Here is a 16,896-nt window from a genome sequence, read left to right as displayed (position 1 = left end):
TGAAGAGGGTTATCGACATTCCCGCCGAACCGGCCAGTGAGGATCAGCTTCCCGATATTCTGAAACCATTTAAAGCAGTGCCACCCCTGGTAACCGATATTAACCTGAGTGTTGATGATCGTTTCCTGTACGTCTCTTGTTGGGGCACCGGCGAGTTGCATCAGTATGATGTGTCAGACCCGTTCAACCCACGGCTGACCGGTACTGTGCAGATTGGCGGTATCGTCCGTCGGGCCGGTCATCCGGCAGTCGCAGGGCCGCTCAATGGTGGTCCGCAGATGGTAGAGGTGAGCCGCGATGGGCGACGAGTCTATTTCACCAATTCACTGTATCGAGCCTGGGACGAGCAATTTTATCCTGATGGCATTCGAGGCTGGATGGTGAAAGTAGATGTGAACCCCGAAGGCGGTATGCAGTTCGATCCCAACTTCTTCGTGGACTTCGGTGAACAGCGTGTGCACCAGATTCGTTTGCAAGGGGGCGACTCTTCGAGCGACTCGTACTGCTTTCCATGATTTGATGCGTTACGAGGAGGCAGTGGTTGGACCAGACAATTATGCTCATCTGGGTATCGCTATTCGGCCTTGGCCTCTTTCACGGCATAAACCCGGCAATGGGCTGGTTATTCGCTGTTGGGCTAGGGCTACAAGAGCAGCGTGCCAGCGCCGTTATCTCGGCATTTGGCCCAATTGCGCTTGGACATGCGGCGGCAATCGTACTGGCCGCCCTTGTCGTAGTCCTGATCGGTCAGACACTCCCTTCCGACATCTTACTCGTCCTGACTGGCGTGATACTACTGCTCTTTGGCGGGTGGCGCCTGCTAGTTCGTTTCCGTCATCCACGAACACGCTTCCGCGCCAGCGCACGAGAACTGGCTTCTTGGTCATTTCTTATGGCAACTGCTCATGGCGCCGGTCTGATGGTGGCACCATTTCTGGCGGTAATGACGCCAATGGCATCGCATAGCCATGCTGGTCATGTTCATCACAGTAATCCGGCGCTTACCGACTCGCTCGGAACGGCGCTCCTGGCCGTTGGTGTCCATACGGCTGGCATGTTTCTCGCGATGGCAGTCGCCGCCCTGGTCGTATACTGGATCGTCGGTCTTGAGGTATTGCGTCGCGCCTGGATTAATACTGACGTGATCTGGATTGTTGTGTTGACGCTAACCGGTGTAATAGCGCTAGGATGGGGTGTGTGGGAAATGCTGTAATGCGCATACCGGGCTGCGCGTGGGTCTGTCGTATACCCTTTAGGGCGCAGGAATTGACAATGGATTGCTGAAGGATGACATCAACAGTTCAGAAGAAGTAAGGCTCATCGAGCATATACCCCTCATTGCAAGAGGTCAATCTCCGACCTGCGTCGTGCCGTGCGCACCTGGAATACATGAGTTGGCGCAGCGGCTCTCCATTGCAGGCCGGTTTGGCACGTGCCCATACTGCGGCACTGTCGCGCATGATTCGGAGAGAATGGAGACCTGGCCGCAGAGCATCATCAGCCCGGAAAGCTGTGAACCTCCGCACGTGTGGCAGACAGGTCAGGAACCTGCCTCTCTCCGTCTTTTCTCTTCTCTCTCTGCTGATCCACCACTGCCGGGTAAGGTAAAAACTTGCAACGTCCTCCTCTGCTCACCAACTCTGACATTCCGTGTATACTACTCGCAAATGATACGAGGATGTTCACTTGAACGAGTAAGACTATGAACAACAACTTCTTCTCTTTTCAGTACCATGCCCTGAAGCCACTTGAGCAGTGGGGACTTGGGAGCATGATCGGTGGTGCAGTGCTTGCCTTGCTCCCCGGTTTCTGGCGTCATTTTGGGTTACAGGCTATCGGTTGGGGAGCTGTTGACTGGCTGTTGGCCAAAGCTGGTCAGCGGCAGGCCTTGCTGAAGGCTGAAGACCTGGTCATTGGCGATCTTGATGAGGCAGAAGCTCATGCTGCGGCGGAACGCTTGCGTAATATCTTGTTGATCAACGCTGGTCTTGATCTGCTCTACATTGGCAGTGGATTATGGTTGTTACGGCGAGCTGGTAACCACGCCGAACGACGTGGGATGGGTGCTGGTATTCTTGTGCAGGGTCTCTTTCTTTTACTCTTTGATAGTATCCTCGCTGTTGAAATTAATCGGCGTTGGATGACACCATCTTTATGATTAACCAACGAATCTTTTCGCTGTTGCAGTGTCCTACATGTCGAGTGCGACCGCTCATTGTTGAAGCGCAAGGGGTACGTTGTCCGCGTTGTCAGACTCTGTACCCGTTTTGTGACGGGTATATCGACCTGATGCCACGTGGTACCGCGTTTGATTATGTCTCGAAGTATGTCAGCGACGAGGAGCAGCTTGCCGCCGAACTAGACTACCGCGAGCTGGCGCCACCATTGCTGGCTGCCGGTGTTCGCGACCGTACCCTCCGGCGGCTGATGCGCTGGCAGGCAAACGATGTTGTGCTCGATAACGGATGTGGTACGGCAAAACATGCGGTCTGGAACGCGAAATATGTCGGCCTGATGGTCGGCTCTGATCCGGCAACACTCTTCGCCGATGAAGCAGTACGTACCGTTACGCTCACGAAGGCCGACTCGCGTCTGCTGCCCTTTGCCGACAATAGTTTTGATAAGGTGTTCGCAATTGACATCCTCGAACACTTTCCATTGCCGGTTATCGATGCGTATCTGGCCGAAACGGCCAGAGTGTTACGACCCGGTGGACGGATGATGGCCTTTTCTAATACCCGTGAACGTTCGCCAATCCAACCGCTGATTGACATAAGTCGTCATATTGGCCGTCTGTTCGTAAAGGCTGGCGTCTATGACTTTGAACGTGAGAAGCTCCGCAAATCAGACCATGTCAAAGCGCTGGAAACATGGGAAGATGTGCTGGCTGCATTTGAACGTGCCGGTTTGCGTCCGGTAAAGGTTATTTTCTGGAACAGCCTCTTCACCACCTTTGTCGAGCATGTACTGATGAAGTTGGGCGAAGCCATCGTTGGGCGCACCCGTAGTCGTACTGCGGCAAATGTGGCGCCGGGCAACGTGAGCGCCGGTGCAGCGCGTGAAATTCGGGCGCGCCAGCGGATGCGTCACCGGTTGCGCAAGAAGGGTCTTGTGTATTATGCGCTGCTGGCTATTACCCTGCTGATGGAACTTGATCTCTGGCTCTTTGGCTGGATGCGTTGTGGCAGTTATTTCATTCTCGTTGAAAAACCGCGCTCATGATAGAGTATCGTGCACTGACATCAGCCGAATTCGAGCAGTTTTGGGCACTCGACAGGTATGCGTTTGCCCGCCAGTACCACCGTGGCCGCTACACGCCGGAAGTGATTGCGCAACTGCGGGGGTTATTTGTGCATGGTGAGCTGGTTGCGCAGTTGCAGATCATGCCGTTTCGGATGCAGGCCGGTAACGGTGCGCTGTCGGTAGGAGCGATTGGCAGCGTAGCGACCTGGCCGCAGTATCGACGGCGTGGCTACGCTGAACGGTTGCTGCGGGCTGCCTGCACCGAGTTGCGTGAACAAGGAGCCGTATTGGCCCTCCTTTACCCGTTCCGTCACGAGTTTTACCATCGTCTGGGGTGGGCGTTGGCCGGTGAACGGCGCCTGGTGCAACCGACACCCGGCCAACTGCGTGCCTTTCAGGCAGTAGCCGGTACGTATGTTGCTGCCGGCCCAGCACAGATTGAGGAACTTGATACGATCTATCGCGGTGCACTTCGCGGGCGGTATGGCCCACTGGTGCGTGATCAGAGCTGGTGGCGGGAAGATGTGTTGCATACCTGGGGTGGAGAACCATATTATGCCTTCATTTGGCGTGATGACCAGGGTCGTGGACGCTCCTACTTAATCTACCGTCTCGAACGCCACGAAACCGGTGACCGCATTGTTTGCCGCGACATTGTTGCCCTTGATCCAACGGCGCGGGCGCAACTCTTTGTGTTTCTTGCCCGTCATGCCGACCAGATCGTTGCCGCCGAGATCCCAACACCAGTTGATGCGCCACTGAACGCACTATTGCCAGCACCGGTACCAACGACGGTCGTACCGCTCTTTATGCAGCGTGTGCTTGATGTGGCGCAACTGTTGACCGAATATCCGTTCACCGCTACAACGACTGGTCATTTGACGATCCAGATCGCTGACGAGTGGCTGCCCGATAACGCTGGGCGCTACCGAATCGAATGGCAGCAAGGGAAAGCGACTGTGACCCGACTCGGACCCGGTGAAGCTGATCTCGCCTGCACGAGCGCAACCCTCAGTCAACTGCTCAGCCGCTATCTGCGGCCACGTACTGCGGTTGCTTTTGGCCTGCTGGCAGCTCCACAACGTCAGGCGCTGCTGCTCCTCGAAGCAGCACTCGATGGCTTGCCGCCATTCTGTGCTGATTATTGGTGAACTGATGATACGACAATCGTCTCGCACTGTAACTGTATTCCTCGCGTTTTCGTAAAGCAGAGAGTTCCTTGTCATAGAGCCAGTTATTGTTGTGACCAGAATTGCTTACTGATATGTTACGACCACTCTACATCTCGCCCTTGGGTCGTGGTGGGGTTGATTTTGGTATTCAGAACATCACCCGTGCGACTCGCCGTGCCGGACTGCATCCTAAACTGGTTCGTCTTCCTGAATTGTACAACTTTCTCCCAATGCTTATTCCACGTGCTCTACCAGCAGATGTAGTACGACGTTTTGACATCGTGCAGGGCCGCTCACGAGTGGCTTTTAGCCTGCGTGGCTATGACCGACCGGTCGTGACAACAGTGCATCACCTGACGACCGATCCCGACCTGCAACCGTACAGTTCATTCGCCCAACGGCTCTTCTACCGGTTGATCGAGTCGCGCTACGATGGCCTCTCGATTGCGTATGCCGATGCCGTGGTTTGCGTTAGTCGCTTTACCCAACGAATGGTCGAAGCGACCTACGGTCGTCGCGATACAGTGCTCATTTACGATGGAATTGACACTGATGTCTTTGTACCGCCACCGGGTATGCAGCGTCGTGATGACGGTTTACCGCCGAGTGAGGCACGGATTCGGCTGTTGTTTGTCGGCAATCGAACGCGACGCAAGGGGTTTGATTTGCTCCCGCGCATAATGGATCTTTTACCCGCCGACTATGTGCTGTACTATACCGGCGGCTTTCAAGGGCGTGATACCGGGCCACCCCATCCTCGTATGATCCCGATTGGTTCGCCGGATCGCGATGGATTAGTAGCGGCGTACCAGAGCTGCGACATCCTCCTCTTCCCTTCACGTCTGGAAGGGTTTGGGATTGCGCCCGCCGAGGCACTGGCTTGCGGTCGCCCCGTTGTTACCACGAATGTGTCAGCATTGCCCGAAGTCGTTGATGATGGCGAGAACGGATTTCTCGTTGCCCGTGATGACGTTGCCGGCTATGCCGAGAAGGTGCGTATCCTTGGCGAAGATGCCGGGTTACGGCGTCGTTTTGGCGAGCATGGTCGGGCCAAGGTCGTTACCCATTTCGGGTACGGGCCGCTAGGAGAGGGATTTCGACGCCTGTACGAACAGTTGTGCGGCAAGTAACGAGATTCATATAAATGTACTGCGCTATCTATGAGAATGACGGTGATAAGGGGCGACCTGGCGATGAGGTCACCCCTAGGTGTTGGGATAGACCGAACCACGGTGCTACGGGTGTAACTTGGTTGTTGAAGGAGACGACTCGACGTGATTCTCGTGATTCTGCCCGGCGAAGGGGTGGCGGTGATTCAAATAGATCAGAACTGCGCAGAGCACGATCAACGTGATGCTGACCAATTGTGCAACCCGAATACTCCCTTCGCACTCACCACCGATGCCGCTCGCACATAAGCTATCGACCCGTAAGCCTTCGATCCAGAACCGTCCGCTTGAATAGATCATTCCGTACAAAAACAGCAGATCACCCGGCTTGAGGCGACGCCGTTCGGGTGGCGCCAGACGTCCAAAGCGACGATCAAGCCATAACAGGACACCGACACCAAGCAGATTCCAGATCGACTCATAGAGAAAAGTGGGGTGAAAGAGCGTGGTGATCGGATACGTTGTTAAATCGTTATAGGGCGGAAGGCGGTATTCTGGATCGATGCGTAGCCCGAATGGCAAATCGGTTGGCCGGCCATACGCTTCCTGGTTAAAAAAATTACCCCAACGCCCAATGCTCTGCGCCAGTAAGAAACCAGGGACACAGACGTCAAGCCAATCCCAGTACGGTAATTTGGCATATCGCGTATAGATAACCGTCGAGAGAAGGGCACCGATAATCGCGCCGTGAATCGCGATCCCGCCGGTGGTTAGGTTCAATGCACTCCATGGATTTGGCGCGAACCGTTCCCATTCAAAGGTGACATAATAGATACGGGCACCGGCAATCCCCAAGATAAGCCCCAACATCAACTGATTCCAGACGTGATCGGGGTGATAGCCACGAGCAACTGCCCGTCGCGAAGCGAGCAGTGCCGCAATCAGTGCACCGGTCATGATGATTGCGCCGTACCAGCGCACAACAATTGGCAACCCAAACAGCGTAAAACTAATCAAAAAAGGATCGTCAGGTGGATAGAGCACCATACTGTCTCCAAATCTATAATTGAGGGCATCGCGACGACACAAACGTTTAGCGATACTTACAATGAAGCAGCATAGCGCACTGCATTGCGAAAAATCTGCAAACCATCACCTTCATGCCGGGTCGGTTCACGTGTCCAGCGCGGATGTTGGTGAGGCAGTACCGCATTTTCGGGGTGCGGCATCAAACCCAGCACATTGCCCTGCGCATTGCACAGACCGGCAATCGCGTGTGGGGAACCATTTGGATTGGCGGGATACCCATCACCGAGGTACCGCAAGGCAACCAAGCCGTTACTCTCTAGCTCGATCAGAGTTGCTTCGTCGCGCACGGCGATCCGTCCCTCACCGTGAGCTACCGGCACCTCAAGGGGGTGTTCTATCCCACGGGTAAAGAGGCAGCGACTGTTCGCTACTGCTTCAAGCTGAACCCACCGACATTCAAACTGATGGGATTCGTTCGTCGTCAGCGTGACCCGTGGTGGCTGACGAAGCGGGCCAGGGAGCAACCCCGCTTTCACCAGCACCTGGAAACCATTACAGATTCCAATCACGGGACGACCATCAGCCACAAATCGTTCCAGTTCGTCTCCCAGACGATGGATTAAATCAACCGCCAGCAAACGTCCGGCTCCCAAATGATCGCCATACGAGAAACCACCGGGTATCACTAACATGGCATAGTCGGTCAGCCGGATCGAACCTTCGATCAAGCGATTAACATGAATCCGTTCAGGGTATGCACCGGCCAGCTCACAGGCCAGCGCAGCATCGGCATCGCGATTGATGCCAGGAGCACGTAAGATAAGTACTTTCAGTTCCACCGAAACTCCATCTCTACTTCACCGATCCTGATTCGATCACCGGATTGCAGACGTTGTGGCACATTTGGCGGAATAGCCCTACCATTAATCTGCGTCCCATTAGTACTTTTTTGATCGGTAAGCATATAGTGATCGCCGCGCCATTCAATAATCGCGTGCAACCGCGAAGCAATCCCGCGGTCGTGTTCTGCCAGATCAATTTCAGGAAAATGGGTTCGCCGCGGATCGCGTCGTCCGATCCGTATCGGCGAACGATCAAGAACGACTTCCCACGTCCGATAAGGCGAGCGCACGATCAAGCGTGCCGGGGGCTTCTGAGGAAGTGCTGCCGGTGTAGCGGTGGGTAACGCCGTACCACAACCAGCACAAAACCGTGCTTGCGGTTTGTTCAAACGACCACATTGTTCACAAACGACACCACGCTCAGCAATCGGTAACGGCGACGGATGGGCAGCTTGAGGCGCCGGAGGTGGTGGTGACGGCGCAGGTGGCTGCGATGGTGGCAGCGATGGTGGCAGCGGGGCCATCCGCAGCGTCGGATCAACATACGCCGTCGTCAATCGCTTATGCAATGCCTGTTCTAATTCTAGACAACTGACGAACCGTTTTTCGCGTTCCAGACTCATTGCTTTAATAATAATCGCTTCGGTCTCGGGCGTTACCGACCGATTGATGCGCGTAATATCACCGCGCTGTGGTGGCTGTAGCGGTACCGGCGGAACTGCTGTTAGTAGATGGAACATTGTCGCACCGAGTGCATAAATATCTGAACGCGCATCAGTTTGACCACGACCATACTGCTCAGGTGGCGCATAGCCAGCCGATCCCATCGCGATGGTATCTTTTGTTTTCCCAATTTTATGTCTGCGTGCCACACCGAAATCAATAAGTTTCAGAACGCCATCTGGCGTTACAATAACGTTCGATGGCTTCATATCGCGATAAATGATCGGAGGCTGGCGAGTATGCAAATAGTGCAACACCCGACAAAGCTGAATGCCGTAGCCGATCACCTGCTGTTCGAGCATTGGGGCGTTGGCATCACGGATCATGGCTTCGAGTGTCTTACCGGGCACGAATTCCATGATCATCGTCGGGCGACCTTCGTATACAAAGAGATCAATGACGACCGGCAAATTGGGAAAGGAGAGTGAGCGCAGAAGTTCAGCTTCTTGCAGAAAGAGTTGACGTGCTTCGGCCAGCTCTTCTGTGTTCGTTTCATCGAGCGGGCGCATCTCCTTCAAAGCCCATATACTACCGTCGCTCGTCCGGCGAACACGGTAAACGGCCCCCATGCCACCACGACCAATGAGGTTGAGCACTGTATACGCATCAGTCGTTCCCTGGATGGTCAGATTGTCTGGCAGCCGGTCGAGCATAAGCATGGCATGTCGCTGCTAATTTCTGATACCAGAGCAATTATACTACACTGCACAAGAGCGATGTGTATCAGAACAGAGGTGTTCAACGTTCTTTTTCTACTGGCAGAGGGGTGTGAGGATTGGTGTCAGCAGGTGGAGAAAATATTGAACAACCCTTGCGCTTTCAGCTTTGAGAGATACTACAGCAGAGGGCGAACACCTGCGTGTGCGAGTGGTATGCGACCGGAAGGTATCGGTTAGCGCATCCCCTGCGCAAGCGCTATGCGCCTTGACGAACTACCCATTGACTGCTATAATCTGCCTTGTCATGCCGAAGTGGCGGAATGGCAGACGCGACGGTCTCAAAAACCGTTGGGGATCAACCCCCGTGTGGGTTCAAGTCCCACCTTCGGCACCACTCAACAATAGCGGGGCGTGGCTCAGCCTGGTAGAGCGCCGCGTTCGGGTCGCGGAGGTCGGTGGTTCAAATCCACTCGCCCCGACCAATGCAAAAGAGCGTCTATGCAATTGCATAGACGCTCTTTACTGTCGTCAGAACCTGTGTACGTGCAGGTTATGGCTGGTAGTTGATGACATCCCTCATCCAGTTTTATACCCACTGGTCGGGGTCGGCACCCAATCTACGTGCGGTCGTTTGCTGACATGAGCTGAAATCAGGTTGTCGCACAGCCCATGATGATTACCCCTTAGTGCCTATCCGGAATACCCTGTCGCAGAAGAAGATTCGGTTGGGGCGAAGCGCCGCTGCGCCCGTACATCTATCAGGTTTCATCCGCTGTACGGTGAGACAATTATTCGGATAGGCTCTTAGCAGAATACCACCTGAGCATCACTGTCCTGATTCAAATCGAATGATCACATGCACGGCAACGTTGAACCTGCTATGATACAGGTACGACAAAGGCTGATAGTGAGTACGCCTATGAAGCCACGAATACTCTTTCTGGTCAGTTGCTGGTTGTGGTTAGGATGTTTGCTCGCGCTTGCGGGTTGTATCGATCTGGCTGCCGCTCTACCGCCCACACCCACTCCATTTCCCACCATTCCTCGTCTGCCTACGGTCACACCCATTACTCCCGAACCAGTCCGCAGCCCGGTGATCATCGTGTTGGGGCCATCAGCAACCCCTATACCAACCGTTAGCCCATTACGCGGTCGGGTTCGGGTAGAAGCGAATGTCCGCCGTGGGCCGGGAACATCGTTTCAGGTCATTACTGTGTTGCCGGCGAATACGGAAGTGGTACTGGAAGGGCAACGTGCCAACTGGTACATGGTGCGCCTCAGCGATGGTCAGAGTGGTTGGATGTCGGCAACCGTGCTTGAGGTGACTCCTGAGGTAGCGGTGCTCGTACCGGTAGTAGCACCGTAAGGTGTCATCATTTGACGCAAAACGCAACTTAAGAGCGGCGCAGTGACTGCCATCGGCCAGGGTGCAGCAACGCAACACCTGTAGATCCATTGATAGGTTGCATCCGTTGGACCGTGAGACGATGATTCTGTCACCTGGGTTCGCGGGCCTCCGGCCCGCACGGTGCGTACCGCGCCTGGTATCATCCTTCGTCGCTCAGCACCAATCCGAATCATCCATCCATCATCACTTCGCGACGGATGTACTTCGGTGATGGATGCAAGCCGATGGTCACAGCGCGCCTATCCGACCCATTCGGTCGAGGTGCAGCAGCGCTGCGCCTGTGCATTGGCAGGCATCAGTCAGATCAAGACGTAGCACCGCCGCGCCCGTCCATTAGGGTACTTTTGGGGAAAAGGGGTCGTCTCAACCGAGATTCCGTCACCACAAGACTCCGCCGTCCGCTCCTGCGATGGGAGTGGACGGGGGCCGGAGGAAGGTGAGCGAACCTGGCCGCACTGGGAGCACTGAACTACTCAAATGGCCGATTTGTAAACCGTAAGCTCTCGCAGAGGTGAGGAGCAACTGAGATCACGGGCCTCCGGCTACGTTTGTTGTTCATTCTGGCGAAGGGCACTTCGGGGGTTGAACCCACCCCTCCTGTTGCGTTGATGGACACGATCGGCGCACCAGCACAGTTTGCACAGCCAGAATTGGTTTCAGGTAACTGGATCGAATAAGTGAGGCCATGCTTCTCTCGTCTCAGGAATCGGTCAAAAGAAAATAGCGCCTTGTTTAGAGCCTGTCCGGAACACCCTGTCGCAGAAGAAGATCAGTTGCGGCGCAGCGCCGCTGTGCCCGTACTCGTGTTTTGAAGACAACATAGCAAAACTTCCGGCGATCAGTGATACCATAGTATATGAAATCTGACCATGCCACCTGATGGCACCAGCAAAGGATAGCTCCTATGCAGCTTTTCAGTACATTATCACGAACACGCGAAACTTTTACTATTCCGACCGATCGCCCGGTAACCCTCTATGTCTGTGGGGTGACACCCTATGATACAACCCATATGGGACACGCCCGGACGTTCATCGTCTTTGATGTACTGGTACGCTATTTACAGTGGCAAGGAGCAACGGTACGCTACTGTCAGAATGTGACCGATGTTGATGATCCGTTGTTCGAGCGGGCCAGGCGTGACGGTGTGCGGTGGGATGAACTTGCCGAACGCCAGATTGCACAGTTACGCGCCGACTGTGCCGGTCTGAACATCTTGCCGCCAACCTTCTTTCCGCGAGTAAGCGAAGAAGTAGGGGCCATGATTCCGATCATTGAGCGCCTGATCGAACTCGGTCATGCCTACGTAGTTGATGGTAACGTCTATTTCAGTATTCAAACCGATCCCGATTTTGGCCGTATGGCGCGGATGGGGTACGACGAACTCTTGGCAATTGCCAATCAACGCGGCAATAATCCTGCTGATCCCAACAAGCGTGACCCGCTCGATTTTGTGCTCTGGCAACGTGGTAATCCCGACGAACCGAAGTGGGAGAGTCCGTGGGGATTAGGCCGACCGGGCTGGCATATTGAGTGCAGTGCAATGTCGCAACGCTACCTCGGCGATCAGATTGATATTCACGGTGGTGGCGCCGATCTTATCTTTCCTCACCATTCGTGTGAAATTGCCCAGAGCGAATCGGTTACCGGCAAACGTCCGTTTGCCCGCTTCTGGATGCACGTCGGTCTGGTCTGGCTCGATGGCGAGAAGATGAGTAAATCACTCGGTAATCTGGTCTTTGCCCGCGATGTCCTGCGCATCCATCACCCGGATGCCATTCGCTGGTATTTACTCAGTGAACACTATCGTGAAGAGTTTGATTATCGTCGTGATGCCCTTGCACGCTACGAGCAATACGCTGCCGATGTCCGTCATGCTTTGAGTCTGCCGAGTGGCACCCTCAGTCCACTCGATCTGAGCCGTGGCCGCGATGATATGATTGCCGAAATGAACAACGATCTGAATACGCCGGCTGTACTGGCCACATTGCATGCGATGGTCGGTATGATTATCAACGCTGCCCATGAGGGACGCGACGTGAGTGCTGCACAAGCCATGGTGCGTGACCTAGCTTTGATGCTAGGATTCACGTTGCGTTGAGGGTGTGGTTGCACGAGCAAGGTACATCCCTGTCTGAAAGCGGAAACACCGCGTAGCGCATAGTATTCCCCCATCCTCTCCTCTGGAGGGAGAGAACGGGGGTGAGGGGAAGGTGAGGGAGAACGCACTGATACTCGCCTGACCGGTACGTTAACGCTGACGATTCCGATCGCGCCCACGCAAGAAGGGCGGAATATCGAGATCATCATTGCTAATCGTCGGACGTACCGGCTGCACTGGCGGTGTCGGCGCTGATGTTGGCGCCGGTGTCGGCTGGCGCGGCCGTTGGGTGGTCTGACCGCCGATCTGGCCGGTGGCCTGACCGGTGCTTGTTGCTGCTGTTGGATACGACCGGGTGCGTTGAACGTTCGAGGTGCGATTGACATCGAAGCCGGTGGCGATGAGCGTGATCTTGATCTCACCGGGCGGGAAATTTGGATCAATCACCGCGCCGATAATAATATTGGCATCAGGATCAACTTGCTTAGCGACGATGTCTGCCGCTTCGTAGACTTCCATAATCCCTAAATCTTCACCACCGGTGATATTGAAGAGTACTCCCTTCGCGCCATCGATACTTACTTCGAGCAAGGGACTGGCAATTGCCTGATTCACTGCATCGATTGCGCGAGTATCACCCTTACCGTAGCCAACCGCCATCAACGCTGACCCTTGCTGGGCCATAATGGTCTTAACATCGGCAAAGTCAACGTTAATCAAGCCGCGCTGTGTGATCAGATCTGAGATACCCTGAATACCCTGCCGCAACACATCATCGGCCATCTGAAATGCCTGTTGGAACGTTGTGTTCTTGCTGGCCGTTTGCAACAGACGGTCGTTAGGAATAACGATCAGGGTATCAACCACCGGACGCAACTGTTCGATACCCGCCTCAGCGACCTTGCGACGGTGATTTCCCTCAAAGGTGAAGGGGCGCGTGACAACGCCAACAGTCAATGCACCAAGGTCATGGGCAATGCCGGCGATGATAGGTGAAGCGCCGGTACCGGTACCCCCACCCATACCGGCAGCCACAAACACCATATCCGCACCCTTCAACTGCTCGTAAATGTCTTCTTGGTTCTCTTCGGCAGCTTTCTGACCAATAACCGGATTCCCGCCGCTGCCGAGACCGCGTGTGAGCTTATCACCGATCCGAATCCGCACTGGGGCCAGCGAGTGCATCAGCGCTTGCACATCGGTATTCACCGTAATGAACTCTACCCCCTGGACACCGGCGGCAATCATGCGGTCTACTGCATTGCTGCCGCCGCCACCGACACCGATCACCTTGATCTGAGCGAAGTCTTCTAGCGAGAATCCATTGCTGCTGCGATCAACCATGGAAAAACCTCCTTGACATTGGTAACTATGGTAGTAATTCGCGCAACCAGCGGCGGAAGCGCTCGTACAGTGAAGTCGTATCATCAGACGAGGACGATTCAGGTGGCCGCCCACCGTAGCGTATTCCCCATCGTAAAAGCCCAACGGCAGTTGCATAAGCCGGCGAGTCGAGCGAATCGGTTAAGCCCCCCAAGCCACCCGGAATTCCGATCCGTACTGGTAATCCTAAATCGTCACGCAGTAGCTCATCGAAGCGCTGAAGTTGAGCACCACCACCGGTTAAAACGATCCCGGCGGGGAGCATCCCGTCGTAGCCACTCCGTCGGGCTTCAGCCACGATCAGCTCGATTAACTCCTCAGCCCGTGCTTGCAAGACTTGTTTCAGCAAATGGGCACTGATCTGCTGCTTTTCACCGACTGTCAATGTTTCGGCATCGATTAGATCGCTCTCATCACCCGGTGCGGGTGGATGACCGGCTATCGCACTGCCATAACGAAGTTTCAGATATTCGGCAGTATTCGGCGGTGTATGGAGAACGTAAACGATGTCGTTGGTAAAATGCTGACCGCCAACTGGAATCACACCGGTATGCCACACCCCGCCCTGGGCAAAAATAGCGAGATCGGTGGTCGCTCCGCCAATATCAATGAGCATCACCCCCCGCTCTTTATCGTCGTCGCTAAGGACTGCCTCGGCTGCCGCAAGCGGCTGTAAAACCAGATCATCAATCTGCACACCAGCCCGTTCAACACTGCGAATCAGATTTTGAATCGCCATCGCCTCGCCGGTGATGATGTGCGTTTCCACCTCAAGCCGTAGACCACTCATCCCGATTGGGTCGCGAATGCCATCGTTGCCGTCGATCACATACGTGCGCGGAATAACGTGGATGATCTCGCGTTGTGTTGGGAGGGCGACCAACTGCGCGGCTTCGATAGCCCGTGCCACGTCCTGGCGGGTAATCCCGTCGGGATTCTGCACAGCGGCCACACCCCGACTGTTAAGCGACGAAATATGACGGCCCGCCACACCGACAAAGGCCTGGTTGATGCGACAACCACTGGCGCGCTCGGCTTTTTCCAGACTCGCCTCAATCGCTGTCGCTGCATCATCAATATTCACAACCACACCTTTATCGATCCCACGGCTGGGCACCATCCCAACACCGAGAATGTTTAGCCGTCGGCCATCACCAACCTGGCCGACAATCGTACAGATTTTACTTGAGCCAACATCTATTCCAACAATGGTGCGTGCCATGGTGCGTGCCATATCATCCTCACTGCCTGCCACCAATGGTTATGGTTCACGGACGACCATCGGTGCGATTTTGATAAAATGGGTTAACCGGCCGTAAATCAAGATAGGTAAATGCCGTGCCATCGGTAAGTAGATAGGCGAGAATTGTCAATTTACGTTTCAGATGTTCACTACGACCAAACACAATCATCTGATCCTGCGCAGTACGCACAAATACTCCTAATCCGAAATCCCAGCCAATTTGGGCTGGCTGTAGTCCGATGTCATGCGGCAATATCCATGCCAATTCACGAGCCAGCATGATGGCATCACTATCGAGCCGCATATTCGGTTCAACGGGGAGGTTTGATGTATCAACAATTACTAGTGCATCGGCGGGTGGCGGTGTGGTAGCCGCTTCAATAACATATCCTTGCCGATCTACCAGATAATCAATCCCGTTGCTACGCCAGTACATAGCCGGTTGTCGTTCGACGATAACGATACGGGCGCGATCAGGTAAACTCAGCGTCAGTTCGGCGCGTTCAACGAATGGACTCCGCAACAATGGCGCAATCGTTTGCTGCTCGTCGATCAACCAGATCGGCAACCCTCTAAGCGGAACTGCGGCAACAATTCGCTCTGGGCTGAGCAATTCGGCCCCTACCACTTCAACCGTCTGTACGCGAAACCGATCACTAAACAATACATAGAACAGCAGAATACAACTCATCACAAACAAAATGCCACTCACAATCCGTCCACTCCGCAAGCCATCGTACAGACGCCAGCGCCAGCCGGGAACAACCGCGGCTGTGCTCTGCTGACTCAAGCGTCGGCGGCGGGCAGCGATTCGTTTACGGGTATCTGGCGGATTGTACTCCATGTGCTCATCCTGCAATCTAGGGCTATCGGTCAGCCCTTCCAGACCATTCAAAGGCCAGCTCAACCAGTCGATCAAGCAACTGTGGATACGGCAAGCCACTGGCGTCCCACATTTTGGCGTACATACTGATCGGCGTAAACCCCGGCATCGTGTTCACCTCATTCAGCCAGAGGGTTCCCTGCTCGCGGTCGAGAAGAAAATCGACCCGCGCTAGGCCAGCACCGTCAATTGCCTGAAAGGCACGAATGGCTAACGCCTGCACTTCGGCAATCTGGGCCTGACTGAGATCAGCCGGAACAATTGTTTGCGAACCGCCATCAATATACTTGGAGTGATAATCGTACCATTCACCGGCAGGAATAATTTCGCCGGGAATACTGGCCGCAATCTGTTCGTTGCCCAACACCGAAATCTCGATTTCGCGGGCAGAGATGCCTTGCTCGACAATGATCCGTCGATCATAACGAGCAGCCTCTTGCAGACCGGCAATTAACTCGGCGCGATGACGAACTTTACTCACTCCTACGCTACTCCCCAGGTTGGCCGGTTTGACGAACATTGGGAAATGCAGCACCGTTTCTATCCGTTCGCAGAGGGTGGCTATATCGGTAAGTTCACTGCGGCGGATCAGCAGCCACGGTAATACCGGTAAACCGGCAGCGGTAAACGCAGCCTTCATCAAGCCTTTGTCCATGCCTACGGCACTAGCGGCTACCCTACAGCCGACATAAGGCCGACCGGCCAGCTCTAACAAGCCCTGGATGGTACCATCCTCGCCATACGGCCCGTGCAAGACGGGAAAGACAACATCACACGCCGGCAATTCCCAACCTGGCATTCCGACTCGTCCTAGCTCACGAACCGGCCCTGCTGCAACCTGAGCTGCACTGGCCGGCAAACGGGCAGGATCGGCTTCGGCCATCAGCTTAGCCAACGCTCCCGGCCCATGCCACCAACGTCCATCTTTGCCAATACCAATCGCTTCAATGCGATAGCGATGTGGATCGAGATTGCTCATCACCGCATGCGCCGATACGAGTGACACCTCATGTTCGCCGCTCTGTCCGCCGAATATGACGGCTATCGTGATCGGCTTGATCATTCGCCGCCTCCCCTGTGTTGAATAACGATCAATAAGAT

At 54.8% G+C, this 16,896-nt stretch carries 15 protein-coding genes and 2 tRNA genes; 10 read left to right on the top strand and 7 right to left on the bottom strand.

Annotation, left to right across the window (positions count from 1 at the left end; translation table 11 throughout):
• The 6 genes from JE47_RS0111265 to JE47_RS0111240 all read left to right on the top strand — a co-directional run.
• The coding region (locus JE47_RS0111265; RefSeq protein WP_031459856.1) for a selenium-binding protein SBP56-related protein at positions 1-515 on the top strand (515 nt) is incomplete at its 5' end.
• 26 nt (positions 516-541) lie between these two features.
• Positions 542-1,213 carry a hypothetical protein gene (locus JE47_RS0111260; RefSeq protein WP_081910024.1) on the top strand — a complete coding sequence of 224 codons (672 nt, stop codon included), beginning with the start codon at positions 542-544 and terminating at the stop codon, positions 1,211-1,213.
• A 489-nt stretch (positions 1,214-1,702) separates the two neighbouring features.
• Positions 1,703-2,158, top strand: a complete 456-nt coding sequence (locus tag JE47_RS0111255; RefSeq protein ID WP_031459854.1) for a DUF6992 family protein — start codon at positions 1,703-1,705, stop codon at positions 2,156-2,158.
• Positions 2,155-3,222, top strand: a complete 1,068-nt coding sequence (locus JE47_RS0111250; RefSeq protein ID WP_031459853.1) for a class I SAM-dependent methyltransferase — start codon at positions 2,155-2,157, stop codon at positions 3,220-3,222. Before JE47_RS0111255 ends, JE47_RS0111250 begins: the two co-directional genes overlap by 4 nt.
• On the top strand, positions 3,219-4,394 hold the full coding sequence (locus JE47_RS0111245) for a GNAT family N-acetyltransferase (RefSeq protein WP_031459852.1): 1,176 nt from the start codon (positions 3,219-3,221) through the stop codon (positions 4,392-4,394). Before JE47_RS0111250 ends, JE47_RS0111245 begins: the two co-directional genes overlap by 4 nt.
• 113 nt (positions 4,395-4,507) lie before the next feature.
• On the top strand, positions 4,508-5,545 hold the full coding sequence (locus tag JE47_RS0111240; protein ID WP_031459851.1) for a glycosyltransferase family 4 protein: 1,038 nt from the start codon (positions 4,508-4,510) through the stop codon (positions 5,543-5,545).
• A gap of 105 nt (positions 5,546-5,650) precedes the next feature.
• Here the strand turns inward: JE47_RS0111240 and lgt are convergent, their stop codons facing one another.
• From lgt to JE47_RS0111225, 3 genes are read right to left on the bottom strand one after another with little or no spacing between them, the layout of a single operon-like run.
• Positions 5,651-6,571: a prolipoprotein diacylglyceryl transferase gene (gene lgt / locus JE47_RS0111235; protein WP_051871138.1), complete on the bottom strand. Its 921-nt coding sequence runs from the start codon at positions 6,569-6,571 to the stop codon at positions 5,651-5,653.
• A gap of 56 nt (positions 6,572-6,627) precedes the next feature.
• Entirely contained in the window at positions 6,628-7,392 is a 765-nt protein-coding gene (purQ, locus tag JE47_RS0111230; RefSeq protein ID WP_031459849.1) for a phosphoribosylformylglycinamidine synthase I, read from the bottom strand.
• Positions 7,383-8,777 (bottom strand): FHA domain-containing serine/threonine-protein kinase, encoded by a 1,395-nt coding sequence (locus JE47_RS0111225; protein WP_031459848.1) that lies wholly within the window; start codon positions 8,775-8,777, stop codon positions 7,383-7,385. The genes purQ and JE47_RS0111225 overlap by 10 nt, the downstream gene beginning before the upstream one ends.
• Before the next feature lie 306 nt (positions 8,778-9,083).
• On the opposite strand from JE47_RS0111225, the gene JE47_RS0111220 reads away from it, so the two are divergent.
• From JE47_RS0111220 to cysS, 4 genes are all read left to right on the top strand, one after another.
• Positions 9,084-9,171 (top strand) — tRNA-Leu (locus JE47_RS0111220).
• Between the two features lie 11 nt (positions 9,172-9,182).
• A tRNA-Pro gene (locus JE47_RS0111215) sits at positions 9,183-9,259 on the top strand.
• Positions 9,260-9,696: 437 nt separating this feature from the next.
• Positions 9,697-10,143, top strand: coding sequence for an SH3 domain-containing protein (locus JE47_RS0111210; protein WP_031459847.1), 447 nt, complete (start codon positions 9,697-9,699; stop codon positions 10,141-10,143).
• A 946-nt stretch (positions 10,144-11,089) separates the two neighbouring features.
• Positions 11,090-12,286: a cysteine--tRNA ligase gene (cysS, locus tag JE47_RS0111200; RefSeq protein WP_031459846.1), complete on the top strand. Its 1,197-nt coding sequence runs from the start codon at positions 11,090-11,092 to the stop codon at positions 12,284-12,286.
• 150 nt (positions 12,287-12,436) lie between these two features.
• Here cysS and ftsZ read toward each other — a convergent pair whose 3' ends face one another.
• Genes ftsZ through JE47_RS0111180 form a run of 4 tightly spaced genes read right to left on the bottom strand, consistent with a single transcriptional unit; the run spans position 12,437 to position 16,858 of the window.
• Complete coding sequence (gene ftsZ / locus JE47_RS0111195) at positions 12,437-13,630, bottom strand: cell division protein FtsZ (RefSeq protein ID WP_031459845.1); 1,194 nt, start codon at positions 13,628-13,630, stop codon at positions 12,437-12,439.
• A 25-nt stretch (positions 13,631-13,655) separates the two neighbouring features.
• Positions 13,656-14,903, bottom strand: a complete 1,248-nt coding sequence (gene ftsA, locus JE47_RS0111190) for a cell division protein FtsA (RefSeq protein ID WP_031459844.1) — start codon at positions 14,901-14,903, stop codon at positions 13,656-13,658.
• Positions 14,904-14,937: 34 nt separating this feature from the next.
• Entirely contained in the window at positions 14,938-15,756 is an 819-nt protein-coding gene (locus JE47_RS0111185; RefSeq protein ID WP_031459843.1) for a cell division protein FtsQ/DivIB, read from the bottom strand.
• A gap of 22 nt (positions 15,757-15,778) precedes the next feature.
• A complete protein-coding gene (locus JE47_RS0111180; RefSeq protein ID WP_031459842.1) occupies positions 15,779-16,858 on the bottom strand; it encodes a D-alanine--D-alanine ligase family protein in 1,080 nt (359 codons plus the stop codon).
• Positions 16,859-16,896 lie beyond the last annotated feature (38 nt).

The sequence above is a fragment of the Chloroflexus sp. MS-G genome (genome assembly GCF_000735195.1).
Lineage (GTDB): Bacteria > Chloroflexota > Chloroflexia > Chloroflexales > Chloroflexaceae > Chloroflexus.
This window is presented reverse-complemented; position numbering and strand designations above follow the sequence as displayed.